General features: G+C 45.7%; 15 protein-coding genes. All 15 read left to right on the forward strand.

Going from position 1 to position 18,036, the window contains the following annotated elements:
- The first annotated feature begins 66 nt into the window (after positions 1-66).
- Positions 67-489, forward strand: a complete 423-nt coding sequence (locus ACYVUV_RS11305) for a hypothetical protein (protein WP_484499391.1) — start codon at positions 67-69, stop codon at positions 487-489.
- A 25-nt stretch (positions 490-514) separates the two neighbouring features.
- Complete coding sequence (locus ACYVUV_RS11310) at positions 515-925, forward strand: hypothetical protein (protein ID WP_484499392.1); 411 nt, start codon at positions 515-517, stop codon at positions 923-925.
- A 54-nt stretch (positions 926-979) separates the two neighbouring features.
- Complete coding sequence (locus tag ACYVUV_RS11315) at positions 980-1,252, forward strand: hypothetical protein (protein ID WP_484499393.1); 273 nt, start codon at positions 980-982, stop codon at positions 1,250-1,252.
- A gap of 80 nt (positions 1,253-1,332) precedes the next feature.
- Positions 1,333-2,463, forward strand: coding sequence for a hypothetical protein (locus tag ACYVUV_RS11320; protein WP_484499394.1), 1,131 nt, complete (start codon positions 1,333-1,335; stop codon positions 2,461-2,463).
- Positions 2,464-2,492: 29 nt separating this feature from the next.
- On the forward strand, positions 2,493-2,666 hold the full coding sequence (locus ACYVUV_RS11325) for a hypothetical protein (protein ID WP_484499395.1): 174 nt from the start codon (positions 2,493-2,495) through the stop codon (positions 2,664-2,666).
- An 18-nt stretch (positions 2,667-2,684) separates the two neighbouring features.
- Positions 2,685-2,873 (forward strand): hypothetical protein, encoded by a 189-nt coding sequence (locus ACYVUV_RS11330; RefSeq protein ID WP_484499396.1) that lies wholly within the window; start codon positions 2,685-2,687, stop codon positions 2,871-2,873.
- On the forward strand, positions 2,852-3,112 hold the full coding sequence (locus ACYVUV_RS11335) for a hypothetical protein (RefSeq protein WP_484499397.1): 261 nt from the start codon (positions 2,852-2,854) through the stop codon (positions 3,110-3,112). Before ACYVUV_RS11330 ends, ACYVUV_RS11335 begins: the two co-directional genes overlap by 22 nt.
- Entirely contained in the window at positions 3,099-5,246 is a 2,148-nt protein-coding gene (locus ACYVUV_RS11340) for a VirB4 family type IV secretion system protein (RefSeq protein WP_484499398.1), read from the forward strand. Before ACYVUV_RS11335 ends, ACYVUV_RS11340 begins: the two co-directional genes overlap by 14 nt.
- Before the next feature lie 21 nt (positions 5,247-5,267).
- Positions 5,268-5,507 (forward strand): hypothetical protein, encoded by a 240-nt coding sequence (locus tag ACYVUV_RS11345; RefSeq protein WP_484499399.1) that lies wholly within the window; start codon positions 5,268-5,270, stop codon positions 5,505-5,507.
- Between the two features lie 113 nt (positions 5,508-5,620).
- Entirely contained in the window at positions 5,621-10,450 is a 4,830-nt protein-coding gene (locus tag ACYVUV_RS11350) for a type IV secretion system protein (protein ID WP_484499400.1), read from the forward strand.
- Between the two features lie 69 nt (positions 10,451-10,519).
- Positions 10,520-11,203, forward strand: coding sequence for a hypothetical protein (locus tag ACYVUV_RS11355; RefSeq protein WP_484499401.1), 684 nt, complete (start codon positions 10,520-10,522; stop codon positions 11,201-11,203).
- 16 nt (positions 11,204-11,219) lie between these two features.
- Entirely contained in the window at positions 11,220-11,402 is a 183-nt protein-coding gene (locus ACYVUV_RS11360; protein ID WP_484499402.1) for a hypothetical protein, read from the forward strand.
- Positions 11,403-11,926: 524 nt separating this feature from the next.
- Complete coding sequence (locus ACYVUV_RS11365) at positions 11,927-12,928, forward strand: gluconate 2-dehydrogenase subunit 3 family protein (RefSeq protein WP_484499403.1); 1,002 nt, start codon at positions 11,927-11,929, stop codon at positions 12,926-12,928.
- A gap of 32 nt (positions 12,929-12,960) precedes the next feature.
- Complete coding sequence (locus ACYVUV_RS11370) at positions 12,961-14,625, forward strand: hypothetical protein (RefSeq protein ID WP_484499404.1); 1,665 nt, start codon at positions 12,961-12,963, stop codon at positions 14,623-14,625.
- 35 nt (positions 14,626-14,660) lie between these two features.
- Positions 14,661-17,957 (forward strand): hypothetical protein, encoded by a 3,297-nt coding sequence (locus ACYVUV_RS11375; protein WP_484499405.1) that lies wholly within the window; start codon positions 14,661-14,663, stop codon positions 17,955-17,957.
- The last annotated feature ends 79 nt before the right edge of the window (positions 17,958-18,036 follow it).

Here is an 18,036-nt window from a genome sequence, read left to right on the forward strand (position 1 = left end):
GAAATGTCGACCCACATTTCTTCGCCGGTAAAAATACTAGTATTTTTTAGAAAGGACATGGTTGAAATGTTCAATAAAATTAAAAGCTTCATGACCAACTCAAAGATGTTTTTGAAGGCAAAGATTGCCGCAGCAAGTGCCACTTTGTTCGCAGTTTTGCCTGCTGTGGTCGTAGATGCTAAAACAAGCGGTAAGGCCACTAGTGCCTCTGCCGCACAAAAAATCTTAAAGGCCAATGGTGGCAGCGGCGTTGATGCAAACACCTTTGCCGATATGATTCTGAAGTTCGTTGACCCGCTGCAAGCTATCGCAACTGCCTGCTTGATCTGCGTAGCCGTAGTTCTCGGTTTGAAGATCGGTGCTGCTTCAGTAGCTGGTGACCCACGGTCACGTACTTCATCAATCGTTGGCTTGTTCTTTGTCGTAATTGGTGAATTCATCATCTTGAACGCTGGGGCAGTTGTAGCCATCGTTAACAACATCGGATAGTCGGCCTCAGAAAGGAAAATAGATCGTGAATAGACAACCTTTGATCGTTAACCTTTCTGGTGAGCAAAAGAGAGTCTTGGGCTTTGCATCTTGGATGCAGGTTTCAATTACGGCAGGAGGAGTGATCCTTGGCGTGCTTCTGTTTGGCATCTTTAAGGCATTGTTCTCATTTGTCGGGGCAAGCATTGGGGTGTCAATTATCGTGGCAACTATCGCCTTTCTGGTCGCTTTTGTACCTTTTGCCTATGTTGCCTTTAAGCCGATTAGAGACAGTCAAGGCAATCTGCTTTATTACGAAAGCAAGCAGCTGGTCATCAACTATCGCTTTACCCGCTTTGAGACGGGAACGTATCTCAATGTTAAAACCAATGCTCATGCCGTAAATTCACGGCTGCCTTACGTAGTAAAGCGCGATCTAGATTACAGAGGCGAATAGTACCTAAGAGAAAGGAAGTGCAAGGATGCGGCTGAAAAGGCCGTGTCTGAATTTATGTCAAAGAGAATCAACAAGAGCAAGGCACCTGGCAACTACACTGGACTTGTCCTTTTGGGGACGGCGGTAGTATGGATCTTAATGCTACTGGACATGCTGCTGGTAGCTAAGAACTCAGTGCCGATCATCGTCATGGTATCCATTGGCGTATGGGCCGTTGGCATTGCAATGGCAAAGCCAGGCCAGTTCGCACAGCGCGTACGGCAAGTTGGCTTTTTCAACGCCCTTAAGGGTGAAGGGGGCACTGGCTCCCGTGGCCGCCGTCGTTAGTCTTGTGTTAATAGAGCAGCTGATGCAATATCGGCTGCTTTATTTAGCAGAAAGACCTCTGTTTTTTGATTGAGAAAGGAATGATCAAAATTATCGCTATTGTTTCGATCGCTGCCGCGATCATCGTAATAATTATTTTTGCACTGTTTATCTATTTCCGATCAAAGAAGAAAGACTTTGACTTGACGCCGCGCGACCGCAATGGTGAAGAGCTAGATCAAGATGAAGATATTGAAAATGACCCTTCTCAAGCTCCAGTCTATGAAGATGACGTAACTTACGATGACTGGGAGTCTTGGGAAGAATTTCTTCAAGAAATTGGCCTGGTGGACATTAAGAACGGGATGATTGAGTACGAAACTGCTGACAATTCCAGAATGTTTGTGATGCTGGCAGAAATGCAGCAGTCCAACCCTTACCTCAAGACCGACGACGAACTTGAGCAGCAAAATGCAGTTATGGAGCTGTTTTACAACACGTTTATCAAGAACCCGGTCAAGATCACGTCTCAAAGCCAAAAAGTAGAAATGACTGACTACTTAAACCAGCTGTCTGAGAATGCTCACCATATTCCAGGCGTAACCAAGGAAATGCAGCGCTATGCTGAACAGGTTATTGAAGATACCAGACAGTACCAAAGAGAGACTGAGCGGTTTGAAAACCGGGCATATGTCCAATTCATGACCACTATTACTCCAGATGAAGTTTATGGTGAATCCGCGGAGACTTTGGAAGAGCAAATCCACGAGAAGGCTTTTGAAAAGCTGATGCGGCAAATTGAAAGAGCCAGTGGGCTTCTTAGAAGAGCGGATCACGCTTTGGCACCATTGGATAATTTTGGCCTTCTGGAAGTTCTCTATAAGACATTTAACCGGCAAAGTTCAGTCAAAATTCGTTTTGAAGACATCATCAAAAAGCAACGCTACGCCTTGTGGGTTACTTCACCGCAGAGTGACAAGACCTTCAAGGAGATTCAACAGAAGATCCATATTGAAGCTGAAGCCCTCAGAAAAGCCAGAGATGAGCTGTACCGCAAGCAGGATCAGATCAATAAAGACCGCCTTGCAAACAATGAAGACTTCTACAGTGCCAGTGACGCGGCTGAAAGCTATGATTCAAGTGACTACGATGAGTCTGCCGATGACCAGAATTCTTCAAGCACTTCAAGCTCAAGCTCTGACGGCTACATTGACTTGAACCAGTTTTCATAAGAACACAATTTTAGGAAAGGAGAAGAACTTTGAAATTCTATCTTATGCTTGTACACGCGACTTTGAAGTCCATCATCAACAATATTGATTTTCCACTTTTTGCTACGGCACTGCTTCTTTTCACGCTTGTTTTCGCAATCGTTCAAGCACTGGCTTGGGAAAGCATAAAAGCAGAGCAGAACAAGAAAGCATCTGATAAGTAGCTAAGGCTAGTTGATCTCATGGAATTTTATGTCAATTTTTTGGGCAACAGCTTTAAGTTTGCCATCAAGCACATCAGCCTAAATGACGTAATCATCTTTTGCATGATCGTCTTAATCATGGCCAGCGAACTGAAGGATATCTTTTCTAGAAAAGAACCAGAGCTTGACTACAAGGAGAGAAAAAAATGGAAGAAGAAAAAGAATTAGTAAAGACCTTGCAAAATCTGCAAAGAACCCTTGATGAGAAAGACTTCTTTGCACTTACGATGGCTATTTATTACGTGACTGGCCATCAAATTATCGAACCAGGTGGCACGTTCAACTTGAGCTTGGAGGGAGCTGAATTGGGATATATCAAGCAGACCATCAATGATTTGACACGTTTGAAGGTTTTATACCAAAACACGATGCCAGTTGTGGAAGGAGAGAAGCATGGGGTTATTTAGCAAGAAGAACGATGATTATGATTACGACGACTACGAAGATGAATCTTCTCCAGAAAGAGACAAGACCAGCTCGATTTTAGGTCAGCCGTCTATCATGGACGTAATCGGACCAGCCTATTGGTCTACTGATGATTTGATGCAGGATGAATTCATCTTGAGAGAAAGTATTGGCAGTCGCACTTATGGTATCGCTGCCTATATTCCTCCACATGGCTACCCTAGAATGGTCAATACTGCGGCTTTCCAAGACATCCTGTCTCTGGGCTACGTAGACACGACTCTTGACGTTGTGCCTCGAACCCGTCATGAATCCATGCGTGAGCTTTCAAACCTCTTGAACGTTATTCGGTCAAACGCACAATACCAAGAAGAAAAGGGGATGTCCTACCAGCTCCGTGACAACATCGCCAAGTACAGCGACATTGACAACCTCCTTGACGAACTGCAATTTGACCAAAACCGTATTTACGATGTCTGCATCAGCTTTATCGTTTATGGCACCTCAGAGCGCGAGGTGAAGCAGAATTTCGGCAGAGTCGCTGACATTCTGGCCAACGAAGGGATGTCAGTCTATCCATACGCAAAGCGTCAAAAGAGCGGATATCTTCAAGTAATCCCGGTTGGCGCAAGAATGGGCAACCTGGACGACACTTACCGTAACGTTGACAGAAAGTCGTTAGCTGTCATGGACATCGCCAGAAATGCGGCTGGCATCTTTAACGGCGGCATTCCTTTTGGCAACAACCAGGCAACTCCATCACAAAATACGGAATTTTTGGCCGTATTCGGTTCAAGCGCACATAAGCCAATCAACTACAATATGGGGATTGTCGGGGAATCCGGTGCCGGTAAGTCGTTGTCTTTGAAGATCAAGATTGCCAGAGAGCTTACCTTGCTGGGCATTGAGCACCGCTCAATTGACCCCGATGGCGAATATGTTCTGCTGGCAAAGCAGCTTGGCCAGTTGAACTTGACTATCGTGCCAGACGCAAAATTCGTTATCAATCCATGTGCTGTAGTTTTAGTTGAAACGCCACTTGACGAAGAAACCATGACTGACAGAACGGGCCGCATGCTTGACGATAGAGAAATCGAAGAGAACATCGCCTTGGCAAAAGATGGCCGCCGGGTCGTGACGCATGCGGATGGGACTAAGTTCATTCAAAAGGCCAACGTGCTTCAGACGATTACCAACATCGAAGACTTCGTAGACGTTATCCTGGCTGCCAACGGTAACGAAAGTGGTTTGACTGCCGGTGAAAAACGGCGCTTGGAAGAAGCAGCCCAAAGCGTAATCAGCGATCTTGGGATTACAAGCGACCCGGACAGCCTCTACACCAACAAGTCAGGGATGAAGAATGGTACTTTCTACGAACGCCTTCCAAAGCCAGAGCCAACGCTCAGTGACATCTATCAAAAACTGATTGAGATGAACACTGATGAGGAAGGCAACGAAGACCCAAAGGTTTCTCGTCTGCTTGACGGTTTGAAGCCATATCTGAGAACTGGTACTAAGCCATTGTTTGATGGCCAGACCTACTTTGGCCAAGGACGTTCTGCATCCCTTAACGACTACCGCTACGTCAACTTCAATATCTCACAGCTTGACGGCTCTCTTAGAGAAGTATCCTACTTCGTTATTGCTCAATACCTTTGGGTCAGATGGATGACCAACCCAACCAAGAGAACGGAAGAAAAGTGTCTTACGATGGACGAAGTTCTTCAGTTCATTGACAACCCTAAGATGGCAGCGGTTATCGAAAAGATCGTTCGTCGTTGTCGTAAGTACAACGGCTCAATCTGCTGGGCTACTCAGGACACGGAACGGCTTGATGCATCCCTCAAGGCAAAGGCTCTGGTTACGAACTCAGAAACCATGTTTGTTCTCAGAATCAATCCAGAGCACAGGGACAGAATGCAAAAGACCATGAGCCTTTCAGACGGTGCTATGGACATTCTCACCAACAATCCACTGCCAGGGGAGGGGATCTTGAAGCAGGAAAACAACCTGGTCTGGATCAGAACCAATCCTAGCGCGGCAGAAATGGAATTTGCTGAATCAAACCGTGCCAACTCTAGAAGCAGACAGGCCCAAGACTTCTTGAGCAAGATGGATGAGTCGGTTGAGATGTAACTCAAGGAGGCGGGAGAAACAATGATCAATGGCTGGAAAACGGCAAAAGACATTGTCAAGGACTACCAATTAACGCCAAAAGACTTTAACAGTCTCGCGGAAGAGTGCAGAAACAGCAAGTATCGTGATGCAATCGTAGACACGCACAGCAGTACCGGGCGGAACTATGTCTACGTGGTAGAGAAGAGATGGCAGAAGTTCCTCCTAGCCAAATCTCTTGGTACTCTGCACAAAGCAAAGGGAAGAAAGAAGCATTCCTAGGGAAAAGCTGAATGGCATAATCGAGTTTGACTAAACATAACATTGGTTATGTAAAATCGGATTGCTAAAGGAAGCCATGAGGCAAACAAAAGTGATGCTAGAAAGGAGCAATCATGGCCAAAGCCAAGAAAAGAAAATATCCTAAATGGGCTAAAGGCCTGCTGATTACCGTTGCGTTAATTATTGGTGTTGAAGTAGCTGACTTCACCTATAACTTTACGTCAGCGTATGTCGAGCTGGCAAATGCCGCAACGTCTAGTAAAAAGCAGCTTGGCGTTTGGGACTACATAAAAAATGCGATAATTGTTGGCTCATTAAACAGTCAGGCAGATAATTTGGATATGGCAGGTCTTGTCAGCAAATCAGCAAAAAAGCAAGCCAACGCAGTGCGGAAGCAGGCTAGCAAAACACAAGCAAAATCGGTCAATCAAATTAAAAACAATAGAAATTACACAAAAAATGCCGCTAGTGCAGGTGCAAGCTCTTTAGACAGCCTGTCCAGTTCTCAGAGAGCGTCAGTGCTTTATAGCTATTTCAAGAGCCAGGGCGTAAACGTTCGCAGCAAAAAGGACGCTCTTGCTTACTATAAGGCAAACTATGGCAGCAATTCCAAGAGGTTGATAAGAAATGAATCTGATGCGCTGAAGCTTAAATCTGCGATGTCTAATGCGCTTGGATCACAGAATGTGGCTACTCAGAAGCTGAACAGCAAGCTTACTTCGGCTAAAAGAACGCAGCAGAAGAACAACCAAGGTGGCAAAACTACTTCACAAAACGACACTTTGTATGCCGCGCAAAAAATGTACGACGCCATCTGGAAAGGCTATTCTGACCTTAGTGCTTCTAAGAAGGCCAAAGTCAATAAGCAAATGAAGAAAAAAGGCTACAGTTCAGTAACCAAGAAGACCCTTCAAACTAACGAAAGCCTTTATTCTACAAAGAACAAAGCCGTCACTAAATACTACAAGACGCTGTACACCGTTGCTTCAAAGTACATGTCAAAAGCTGACAAAGAAAAGATTCAAAAGCAGGCAGCCAACTCAAATGACACAAATATGGCCAGAAAGGTTGAGCAGGAAAGCGAACCTACAACGTTCTGGGGCAAGATTGGTAAAGCCTTGATCAACGCCTTCTGGGCAACTGCAATTGGTAAGTGGCTCAAACAGAACAGTGCTGGTGCAGTAATTTTTGCCGGGGCAACCAGTGTGTCTAATCTGAAGAGCATTTTGGCATCAAATCCTCTTCAGTCTATCTACAGCGACTCAAATGATGAGACTATGGCGCAGGTAGCCAGCTACTTGACGCCAGCCATGATTGCCGCAGGTATTGCATTGCTGATCTTGGCAGTAATCATCAATACGACCAAGATGGGCGTTGGTACGGTCATGGATCCTGTCAGATCCAGACTTCAGTGGTACCACTCAATGGTTGACTTGGCCATTGCAGCAGTAGGGATTGTCGGCTATGCGGCCTTGATCAACACTATTGTCGAGTTCAACAATGCTCTTTTGATGGGCTTTGCCAATTTCATGGACTCTATAACGCCAATTGCAACCACGTCAAGCCTTTTTAACAGCGCACTTACACTGGGCTTCAATGAAAGCGTGGCAACGGCTATTACTAAGGGGACTATTCTTGGTGAAAGCTTTGCGGGCGTAATCTTCTGTATCATCTACCTGCTTGCCTATATCGGCTTGGCAGTCTTCGTTAAGTACTACTACCTTATGCGGGCAATCGTATTCACGATTCTCTTAGGCATAGGGCCAATCTTCATTGCCCTTTGGTCGCTTGATTGGGGCAAGAGAAGAACTTTTGCCTGGCTTCAAGACATGCTTGGTACAGTATTCATTCAAAACGTTCATGCATTGACGCTTACTTTTATGGCATTGTTTATGGACTGGAACAACCAGCGGATCATCGATTCCATCGGTACAAGCTCCGCAAAACACGCAAGTGCTTTTGGCGCTATGGTGTTTGGCTTCATCATCATGATCATCTTCCAGCCAGTTTCAAAGTCATTAGCTGCACTGTTTGGCATGTCTACCAACATGCTCGACAACACTTTCCAGAGCACCTCCAGAGTCATGCAGGCAGCCGGGCTTGCTACCGCGGGAGCGCTCATTGGTGGCGCTAAAGTCGGTGCAAACTTGGCGGGAGGCTTAACCGGAGCAGGCAAAGCGGCCGCGGGAGCGGCTAAAGTCGCAGCTACAAAGGGCGCAAGCAAAGGCATGCGGGCAAAAGCCGCAATGAGTGCCTTTAAAAACACGGCCGCAAAGAATAAAGTTGGGCTTACGGCAATGTCCGGAATCAACGGCGTTGTTGGCAAATCTGTTGGCCAACTTGCCGGCCTTGCGGCTGGTGCCGGTGGCGGGAGCCAGTTTGCTGCTCTGTCTTTGAGCAAGGCCGGGGGAGAAATCGGCAAGCGTGCCGCCGAGCTGACTTCCAAGCCATTGGCATCAATTGGTCTTAGAAAAGCTCAAAAGAGAACACAAAAGATGTACAAGGCTCAAGAACAATCCCGGCGAAACGGAATTGCTTCTCAAGTCGACGATAAAGTTGACTCGGCTTTGACAAAAGATGCGGAAAACAGGATCAAGGAAGATGACAATCCGATTCGGGAAGACAAGAGTGCCGGCTTGGAAAAGGATCACGACACCTTCGTAAACAACTATAAGAAACATCAACAAGATCTTAAAAAAGATCCAAACAACGCAGAACTGAGGAAACTGGTGCGGCAGGATCGAGACAAGCTTCATGCGCTGGAAGCCCAAAGAAGAAATTTCCAAGATGCTCAAGCGCAAAAGAAGAAACTCCTCAAAGATCCTAATGCAGTTCGTGCTATTGCCCAGCAGCAAATGAATACCACAACTAGCGGTTCTTACGTTAGAGCTGGCGATATGAAAGACGCAGCTCGTGAAGTAATGACTGAAAAGGAACTGACCGCTTTAAGTGGTGAAGGAAAAGAAGCAGATAAGATTGAAAAGAGTCTTGCTTTGGGTGGCGCACAAACCAGTGGTGCCGTTATTCAAAAAATTTCTGACCAGGACATTGCAACTGCACGAGACAACGCAAAGAGGGAATTCAGAAACACCTACGGCCACGCAACAAATGCTGCCAAGGCTCAAGCCATAAAGTATGGCTACGTAAAGAGCGACGGCAGCGCCGATTTGAAGAAGTGGACGAGCTCTCCAGAATACCAAGGCGGCATGAAGAAAGCGATGGACGAAGCAGGCCTGCAGGCAGCCAAAACCTCTGTCGGTGCCGTTTTGCAGATGGACAAGCCTATTAGCAAGGAAGATATAGCTGCTTTTGAAAACAGCCGAGTCAACGCTGACGTCGTTGTTAAAGACTTAAATGCCCAAATGGCTAAGAGCGGTGTATTTACCCCTGAAAGAATTGCAGAAATCGACAGCGCCTTGGAAGGTGTGAAGAATAAGAGTGGTCAAAGTCTGGTAAGTGAAACCCAAGTTCCTGGCATGAATACTGCTGTCAAGACGGTCAACGCAGGGCTGTACCACACAATGGCCGAACAGACCGCCAAGAGCTTCAATTCCGCAGAGCGATTTGCTGGACAAGATGGCAAGACTGACCCTGCCAACAAATTTACTGCGGCTGACTTTGAGGCTTTGCATACGGATGAATACAATCCTTCCGGCGTCATGGGATCTAAGGACCAGTTTGATGTTGGAGACTTTAGAGACTACTTGGCAAGCAAGGATAACTCAGATGCACTGATAAACAGAGCAAACTACGTTGCAAAGCAGAATTCTTCAGCTTATGCTCGCTATGCAGCCGAATCTGGTGCTGAAGTTGCTGACATGTTCAACGTAGGCCGGCTTGGCTTAGGCATTGGCGGCAATAAAAACAACACTGCTGCTGGTGACGGGATCTTCGGCGGCAGAACCATCGCAGATACCTTCAGCAATGGCTACAGCGGCATTGCTAATGATCCAAAGTCTGACGTTTATGCTCCAATTTATAGCGAAGCCACAAAGAGCATTGCCAGCTATGACAGAAACAGTATGATTGACACAACACCGTCAATTTCAGATGAAATCAGCAGAATGCAGACTGCAGCCGCAAAAGACAACCTGACCAGCATCCCTGAAGGCTCATTCCAGCTTGTTACTAAGAACGGCGGATCCTACATTCAAGCCAAGGATCCAGACTATGGATGGGTTCAAATTGGTCAGTTTGGGAATGGCGATATCTCCTTGGGAGCAGGCGAATCTATCATTCAAGACCTGTCTTACAACAGTGATACCAATACCATTGGTCCAGCCTTTGATGCCGCAAGCAGACAAGTGTCTCAGCCATACAGCATGGTTGATGGCGTCAAGGTGCCGCATTCCTATTCGTCAGGCACTCAGCCAGACCTTAGTGCAATGCTCAAGAACTATGGCCAAAACTACTTCGATTATCAAACAGATATGACGGACTACACCAAGATGGCTACTTCAGACAGAGCGCAAGGGCTTTATGAAAGAGGCATGCTTTCGGTTGACAAGCTGACCGCAGGTGAAGGTGGCTATGACAGCTTCAAGTACTACTCTGACGGTGCTCACCAGACTATCATTGGTCACAGAAAGAACGCGCCAGCCGGCTCGTTTGAAAATTTGATTCCAGACTACAAAGATGGCAGCTTCTTAAAGAGCGCAGTATCTGGCGTTCAATATTCTATTGACCTTGTACCTACTGACAATGGTCTGGGCGTAACTGACAAGCCAAATATCGGTGTCTACTCTCAAGGCAGTCACTTGTCTGATCAGCAGAGAAAGGGAATTATGGACTCCGTTCGAAGCCTTCTGGACAATGATAAGGGACGCAAGGGCTTTACATCCCAACTCAATGGAATTATTCCCCAAACCGATGAAGTCATGCAGAACCGCCTTACTCGGAACAGCCCACCAAAGGATGTCAATCACTTGTGTACTTACAATTAGCAGAAACAGAGTAGCTACATTTTTAACCAAAAACCAACTTTATTTTTTAAAAAGGATTCGTGACATAATATGACTGAGCGGATAAATCAGCCCGATAATGGTTTTACCGGGATCAAAAACTTAATGAATTTTATCGGCTTGGCCAGCTGCTGGATTAGCGTGGTAATCGATATCGTGTATTTTGCAGTTACAGCAAATCTCCTGTATTTCTTGCTAATAGCAATGTGGACTCCTGCGAGATACTTCTTTTTCGATATGGCACCAAGTAAGTTGCAAAAACGACCAGCATCCCTTGACCGAACCATTCCGTTGACGATTTTTGTAAACTATCTCTCAAAATCTTTTCCAATTCCCAACGGCAACATCTTGGCAACGATCTGCGGATTCTTGCTTGCATGTGGCCGTGCAATGGTCAATGGCTACGCGCTGCTCTTTTTTGATACTTTTTCATTCTTTTACAGCGTGAAGAACGACTCAAAAGGCCTTCCACTAAGTGACTCCTTGAATGTGGAAGAGTTCTCGATCCCTCAAGAGACAGCCTCAGAGTCAGATCAAGACAGCGATCAAAGCGAATTGGAAAAGGCCAAGCTTAACTGGCAGAAGGAGAGAGTCATCACTGAATTGGATTGTTGGGCATTCCCTATCCGAAGATACAGAATCAAGCCAAATTACTACTTCGAGAACAACGAAGTAAACGCCCAATTTCTGATCAGAGAAGATGAGCAAAAAGAAGATGCGGATACGAAGAAATGAAAGGATGTCTTCTGTCATGAAACTCGTACATGCAACTTTGATTCTGAATATTCTGTTTATGGTGGCGCTGTTGATTATCAACCCCGTTTACCTCGCTATCTATGCAGAAATCAGCTTTGGTCTGGTCTTAGCATTGTTTTTGCCAGCGTTCTTGCAGCCATGTTCAGATCCTGCTTCCGATCCATCCGAAAGCGAATAAACAACTATTCTCCTTGAATAATTTAATTCTTTAGATTCACTGATCTCTTAAGGTCATATTCTTGGATATGTTCAGCTGCTGATTCTCGATTATCACTGTTATCTAGCTGATTTTGACGCTCTCTTATTTTCAAAATGATGCAGCCTTGATCCGGGCTGACAACAAAATGGATCATCCAACCAATTTTACATTTCTTAATATTTCATACCTTTTTCGTATCTTTTTGATATAAGTTTCCCAATTCTATATATTTCTAACTATTCTATATGTATCGCAACACACAATAGTTTCCGACCTCGCTTGCAACATCACACACGCCTTTAACTTGCAAGCGGGGTTTTTGTTTTGCCCTTTTTGCTGCTTTAAAAAATTCTCTACTGCCAAATGGCTGATTTCCGAAAAAAACAGTCAAAAATAGCGTTTGCTATCTTTTAAGCGAATTAATTTAAGATGTTAAGTGCAGATAAATTGCCGGAAGATTCTAGAACTCTGGCTAAAGAATAATAAATAAGGGGACCCAGTTAATGATTATAGGAAGAGACTACGATCCGGCTTCTATAGCGGCGATTGAGCAAAAAGAATGGTCAAACTATCTTGGCCAAGAAGACGTTCTGCCTGCTGAAGAAGCCGAAGCTTTCGACTACTATATTGGCGTTTTCGGCAAGCTGCTCAGACAAAATGGCGACAAAAGCTTTATCGAAATGACCGAGGAAGAGCAGCAAGAACTATTGGATATTGAAGAAGACAAGTTTATTGATGCCATGTATCACTCGATGCTCAAGGGACACCAAAACGCCTTCGACGTTATTTTGAAGGAATCAACCAAGTTTCCAAACCTGGATGAAGATTTCTTCAGCGATCCGCAGTCCAAGTCTAATTTCATTTTTATGATTGATGACAAGACTGATCCGGAAATTTTCCAGACTACGCTGGACCAAGAAAAAGTGCACCAGCTGATCACTTACACCAGACGGCATTTCAACAGCATGTATGATCACATCATCTCATGCAGCAAGATTTTCTATCAGCGAGGAGAAGCGCTGGCATTTGAGCAGATTCGAAAGGATATTGTTGGGGCAGAGTACGATACGCCGCTTATCAGCAGCATGACGCACGTTCCTCTCAACCGTCCATTCAGAGTTACGCCAGCTTTCTTGGCCAAGTTCAAGTTTGAAGCTCCATACGTTGAGCAATGGGATATAGTTTGGGACGAAAGTTATGGCAAGGGCTACTACAGCAATCTGATTGCTACTTTGTGCATTAATCAGTTCAACGTGTCACAAGTCAAAAGATACGCAGAAGGCGGTACTTCATCATTCCAGATGATTGTGGACACAATGGACTTGGATCAGTTCAAAGATGAGGACATGATTTACCTGCTTGAATTGAACTATGCCTCAATTGACCCATATACAGAGCCACGGTTTATCTATCAGTTTGAATTTGAATACATTCGGCGCAATCTGTTGGCCAACGTCATCAAGAGGCTGGGAACCGACCCTAGTCACATTTTGCTGGCGGCATAAGCCAAAAATACTAACGAAAGGTGGTGGTGCCTGTGGCAACTTCGGTTCTCTTGGGAATGAGTGAGGACATGGGGATGGCCTTTACGGAACAGATCCGTCAGTATACAAAACAGTTCAGCATCAATCAGACTATCATCTCAATTGCTCACAATCTGCCTAATGCTTTGGTAAGATATCACCCAGACATTCTGCTTATCAATCCTGAGCTAATGGAATTTGATACTCCAAATGAGGCGGAGGAGCTGCTTAAATACATCTACGCCATCAGAAAAAATCCTGCAGTTGCATCAACAAGAGTCGCCGCGATTGTCAGTTTCAAATTTGCCCATCAAGATCAAGACAAATTGATTTCAAAGCTAATTGCTCTAAACGTCTGGGATATTTTTAAGCCAGATGCTGACGGCAGAATCAACATTTATGGCATAGCTGATCAGCTGCTTTCTCCAGCCAGTCTGTCAAACGTAGAAGGCTTTTCAACCGTAAGTGAGCTGCCTGACATATCAGATGTGGCCAGCATTGCTGACAATAGTCAGCCAAGTCAGTACAGCCCAAGTCCAGTTGAACCAGCTGCCGTGGCTCCAGCTGCATCTGCTGATGAACTTTCACAGCTCAGACAGCAGCTGGCAGATGCACGACAAAGAGAGAGCCAGCTAGCCGCAAGCAGGGACGAGAGAGTCGTTGCTAGAGAAGATTACGATGATTTGCTTAAGCAGGTTAAAGATCGGGCAGCGGCTGCCCCCTTGAGTGAACGCTTGTCCAAGCAGTTCCAATCAGTTATGGTTCATTATGACAAGCAACAAAAAAAGCTGGATCAGCTTTCGCAGGTGGTTAAAGACCAAAACGAGTTGATAAAGCAAAACAACTCAAGCGGCAACCAAGCCATGATTGACAGGCTGAATAGAGAAAACGATCAGCTCAAGAAGCAGCTGGGGCAAGCAAATTCCCAAATAAATTCTCTGTCTTCAACATTAAACAACGTTAACGATTACTCAACTCCAACTCAAAGACAGAGCAGGAACGTTGCTCCCCGACGTGATGACTATGAAGAGCCATCTAGAAGCGGCTTGAAGCCAATTATTATTGCTATTATCGCAATTCTGCTTGTTGGGCTGGGAACGGTGATGTTTGCCATCATTACGCATTCGTCTTCTTCTAACAGCTCAAACAGTCAAGTCAACTCATCATCAGTTCAGACCAAGCCGAGCTTTACTAGCTTGATGCAAAACAGCAAGTATGCTCAAGCAGCCAAGCTTTATCCAAGCAAGGCAGTAGAAGCTGAAAACCAGATGCTGCAAGACAGCGATGTTGACGATAAGGCAAGCGTTGCTCAAGATATCAGCCAATATTCAACTGCTGAGCCAATTCAGCTCGACGTTGCTTATTTCAGCAAAGACTTTAACAAAGTTGTCGACATTTGGAATGAATCAACTGACAGAAACGTACTCAATCCCATTGATCAACGGCGGATCATGATTGCCTACTCTTTGATGAAGACAAACAATCTTGCGGATGCCAAAAAGGTTGCCAAGCCTCTCAACAGTGCTTCCATGAATGAAAGGATCAAGACATACGAGCAATTCTATGAAGCCAACAAGATCTTAGAAAATAAGATCAAGAATGGCGACCTTTCACAGAAAGACAAAGAGAAGGCAAAGAAACAAATAGAACAAAACAAAGAAGCAATGGATAAGCTTTAACAGCATGATTATGCAATACAGAAAGGAGCTTTAACTTGAAAGCATTAGATCCAGAAAAGCAGCTCAGACGGGACAGTGCTCAAGAAGGTGCCGGGGACCTTCACAAGCCAGGCGGTGGCATGAGCGATAGTGAAGCTAAAAAGCAGGCTTTTGAAAAGCATCAGTCTGGGCGGCCAAGAAAGCCAAACAAGAACAATAAAAAAGACGACAAAAAGAAGGTGATCGCGGCAGGCGCTGCGGTTGCCGGCGTAGCCGTAATCGGCGTGGGCGCAGTGATTGCTCACAACATGGGCAGCAAGACCGCCAGTGAAAAAGCAAATTCACACTCAAGCGATACTGGCTTGAACTTTGGGGACGACTCAGATTCATCAGACGATTCATCATCCAGCTCAAGCAAGAAGAAAAAGAGTCTGCTTGACGATGACTCAGATTCCAGTTCAAGCAAGAAAAAGGGTAAATCATCAAAGAGCAAGAGCTCGAAAAGCAAGCTTGACAGCTTGCTTGATGGGGATGATTCAGATTCCAGCTCAAGTGGCAGCACTTTAAGTGGCGATCTTAGCGGCCTTTTGACGGATGGATCTGGCGATTCGCTGTCCGCATTGGCAGCACAAGCAAAGAAAAGTGCTTCTAGTGCCAAGAGCTTAGGCTCCGGCTCTTCTGGCGGGGCAAGCAAGTCATCAAAGAGTTCCGGCAAGGGATCATCAAGTTCAGGTTCTTCACCAAAGCTTGTCGATACCTCAAACAAGGGGGGAAGCGGCGTAGTTACGCCACTTAGCAACGAGAGCGGCAAGGGCAGCTCTAATATCACTAATGGCAAGACCCCAGTACAAAAGACTGTCGATGAGCCTGCAGAAAACACTAATGGCGGTGGCTCAGCTAATGGCGGCAATTCTTCCAACGGTGGTTCATCTAATGGTGGTGGATCTGCCAACGGCGGAACGTCAAATGGGGGATCATCAAACGGCGGCTCCAATTCGTCAAAAGGCGACAATGGAGGCAGCAAGGGCAACGGTGGCTCCAGCAATAATTCCGGTGGTGGAAGCAACTCAGGAAGCAATAATTCTGGCGGCAATTCCGGGAGCAACTCTGGTAACTCCAACAGCGGAAACAACTCAGGGAACAACTCTGGAAACAGTGGCAACACAAATACGCCAACCGTTGAATCCAAGACGATTAGCTATCTTGACTCAGACGGCAACCTGTTGGGTACTGGCAAGCTGACCAAGACTACTAAAGACGGCAAAGTTACCTGTGCATTGGATGACAGCCTTCCGAAGGGTTACTGGGTGTCTAACGTTGATCAGCTGACCAAGTATCCAAACTACGTAACTGTAGCTAAAGTTGGTACTTCTACCGACGAGAATGGCAATACCTTGCTTACGCAAAAGGTTGTCAACTACGTCGACAAGAAGACTGGTACCACTTTGGGCCAAGGGGTCATCTACAAGTGGCAGTCTAAGGACGGCAAAGTATTCTGCACCGCTGACGGGATGCCAGTCGGCACCAAGGCCGTTACTACTGATGATGAACTTAACCAATATCCAGACAAGATCTACGTCACTGACCAAGCTGCAGAAGACTATCCTGCAAACGACGTTAAGGATGGTACGTCCAAGAAAGTCAAGGTCGTAACCACTGACGGCAAGGAAGTTGGTACTGCAACATTGACTAAATCAGATGGCGCAGTAACCATTACGGATATTCCGGATGGCTATCAGCTTTCTGACCTTACCGATGATGGGTCTGAGCAGTTGCTTTACTGGCCTGATCAAGTAACTGTCGTTAAGAAAGCAGCTGAAAGCTATCCGGTAGACGACATTGAGGCAGGCACAAACAAGCAGATTACCTTCCAGACAGAAGACGGTACAGAAGTTGGCACCGGTACTCTGACAAAGACGGAAGACAACAAGGTAACCGTTACGGGCATTCCAAATGGCTATCAGCTTTCTGACCTTGACAAAGATGGCCATTCAGCACAATTGCTGCAGTGGCCAGACTTGATCACTGTTGTGAAGAAAGCTAACTCTGGTTCTGGCTCTTCAGGTACTCATCCGTCAGATTCAATTGCGGCAGGCACTACCAAGGCTGTTGACGTTGTAGACAGCAAGGGGACTACCGTAGGGACAGCCAAGCTGACCAAGAATGAAGACGGCAGCGTTTCGATTAGTGGGATTCCAGCAGGGTATAAGCTCTCCGATGAAGATGCCGATGGTCAATCAGCTCAGTTGCTTGAATGGCCAGACAAAGTAACTGTAGTTGGCTCATCAACTACTCCTACTAATCCAGACACTCCAGATACTCCGTCAACCGGGGAAAGCAAGGAAATTGCAGTCTTAGATGCCGATAACGGTGACAAGCAAATTGGCACTGTAAAGATCGTCAAGAACGCAACGACTGGCAAATGGGCACTTGACCCTTCAGCCACTCTTCCTTCTGGTTACCACTTGAAAGACAGCGAAGCAATTGAGTCCGGCCCAGACAAGGTTGAAGTAGTAAAGAACTCCAGCACGACTACTGATCCTTCAGAAGAAACAAAGCAAGTCAAGCTTGTTGACGAGAGCGGCAAGGAAATGGGGACTGGCACTTTGAAGAAGGGGACTGACGGCAAGTGGAAGATTGTTGAATCCACTTTGCCAGATGGCTACAAGCTCAAGGACAGTTCAGCAGCTGAATCTGCTCCATCTCAGCTTGTTGTGGTCAAGGTAAACACTGATGCTACTCCATCCAAGACCTCTAAGCAGATCACTTACGTTGATGAAAGCGGCAAGGAATTAGGCAAGGGGACTTTAACCAAGGAATCTGATGGCAAGGGGAATAATCAATATTATCTTGATGACTCTATCCCTTACGGCTACAAGCAAAAGAGCAAAGACGAATTGAATTCCTATCCAGACAAGGTTACTCTTGTTGTTGACGAAGCAAAAGTTAAGCCTGGGACCACCTCAAAGACCGTTACTTTTGTATTAGCTGACGGCACCGAAGTAGGCAAGGGGACTCTTACCAGAGTTACAGATAACAATGGCAAGTCTTCTTTCAACTTGGGCACGACCATGACTAAAGGCTATCAGCTTCCAAACAACAACGCGCAAGTCTTGACGACCTATCCAGACAAGATCACCGTTGTTCCTGTTACTTTGAAGAATCAACAGACTATCGACGTAACTTATGTTGACTCAAGTGGCAAGAAGATGGGGACTGGCAAGCTGACTATCAAGACTTACTCAGACGACTCGAAAGATTATGAAACCGTTGATGTGCCAAAGGGCTACACCGTAGCAGACAAGAAGCAGCTCAGCAGCGGTGCAACTACCATTGTCATAACCAAGAGCTAGCAATTACAAGTTAACAATCAAATACTAAATCAGCCAAACATCCTTTTCCATACATACTGTAGGGGGGATGTTTTTTCTG

Source organism: Lactobacillus sp. WILCCON 0149, from assembly GCF_057197965.1.

What these genes read in the sequence shown, in the direction of transcription:
- ACYVUV_RS11305 (WP_484499391.1), top strand. Translation starts at nt 67, where the DNA reads ATGTTCAATAAAATTAAAAGCTTCATGACCAACTCAAAGATGTTTTTG.
- ACYVUV_RS11315 (WP_484499393.1), top strand. Translation starts at nt 980, where the DNA reads ATGTCAAAGAGAATCAACAAGAGCAAGGCACCTGGCAACTACACTGGA.
- ACYVUV_RS11320 (WP_484499394.1), top strand. Translation starts at nt 1,333, where the DNA reads ATGATCAAAATTATCGCTATTGTTTCGATCGCTGCCGCGATCATCGTA.
- ACYVUV_RS11330 (WP_484499396.1), top strand. Translation starts at nt 2,685, where the DNA reads ATGGAATTTTATGTCAATTTTTTGGGCAACAGCTTTAAGTTTGCCATC.
- ACYVUV_RS11335 (WP_484499397.1), top strand. Translation starts at nt 2,852, where the DNA reads ATGGAAGAAGAAAAAGAATTAGTAAAGACCTTGCAAAATCTGCAAAGA.
- ACYVUV_RS11340 (WP_484499398.1), top strand. Translation starts at nt 3,099, where the DNA reads ATGGGGTTATTTAGCAAGAAGAACGATGATTATGATTACGACGACTAC.
- ACYVUV_RS11345 (WP_484499399.1), top strand. Translation starts at nt 5,268, where the DNA reads ATGATCAATGGCTGGAAAACGGCAAAAGACATTGTCAAGGACTACCAA.
- ACYVUV_RS11350 (WP_484499400.1), top strand. Translation starts at nt 5,621, where the DNA reads ATGGCCAAAGCCAAGAAAAGAAAATATCCTAAATGGGCTAAAGGCCTG.
- ACYVUV_RS11355 (WP_484499401.1), top strand. Translation starts at nt 10,520, where the DNA reads ATGACTGAGCGGATAAATCAGCCCGATAATGGTTTTACCGGGATCAAA.
- ACYVUV_RS11360 (WP_484499402.1), top strand. Translation starts at nt 11,220, where the DNA reads ATGAAACTCGTACATGCAACTTTGATTCTGAATATTCTGTTTATGGTG.
- ACYVUV_RS11365 (WP_484499403.1), top strand. Translation starts at nt 11,927, where the DNA reads ATGATTATAGGAAGAGACTACGATCCGGCTTCTATAGCGGCGATTGAG.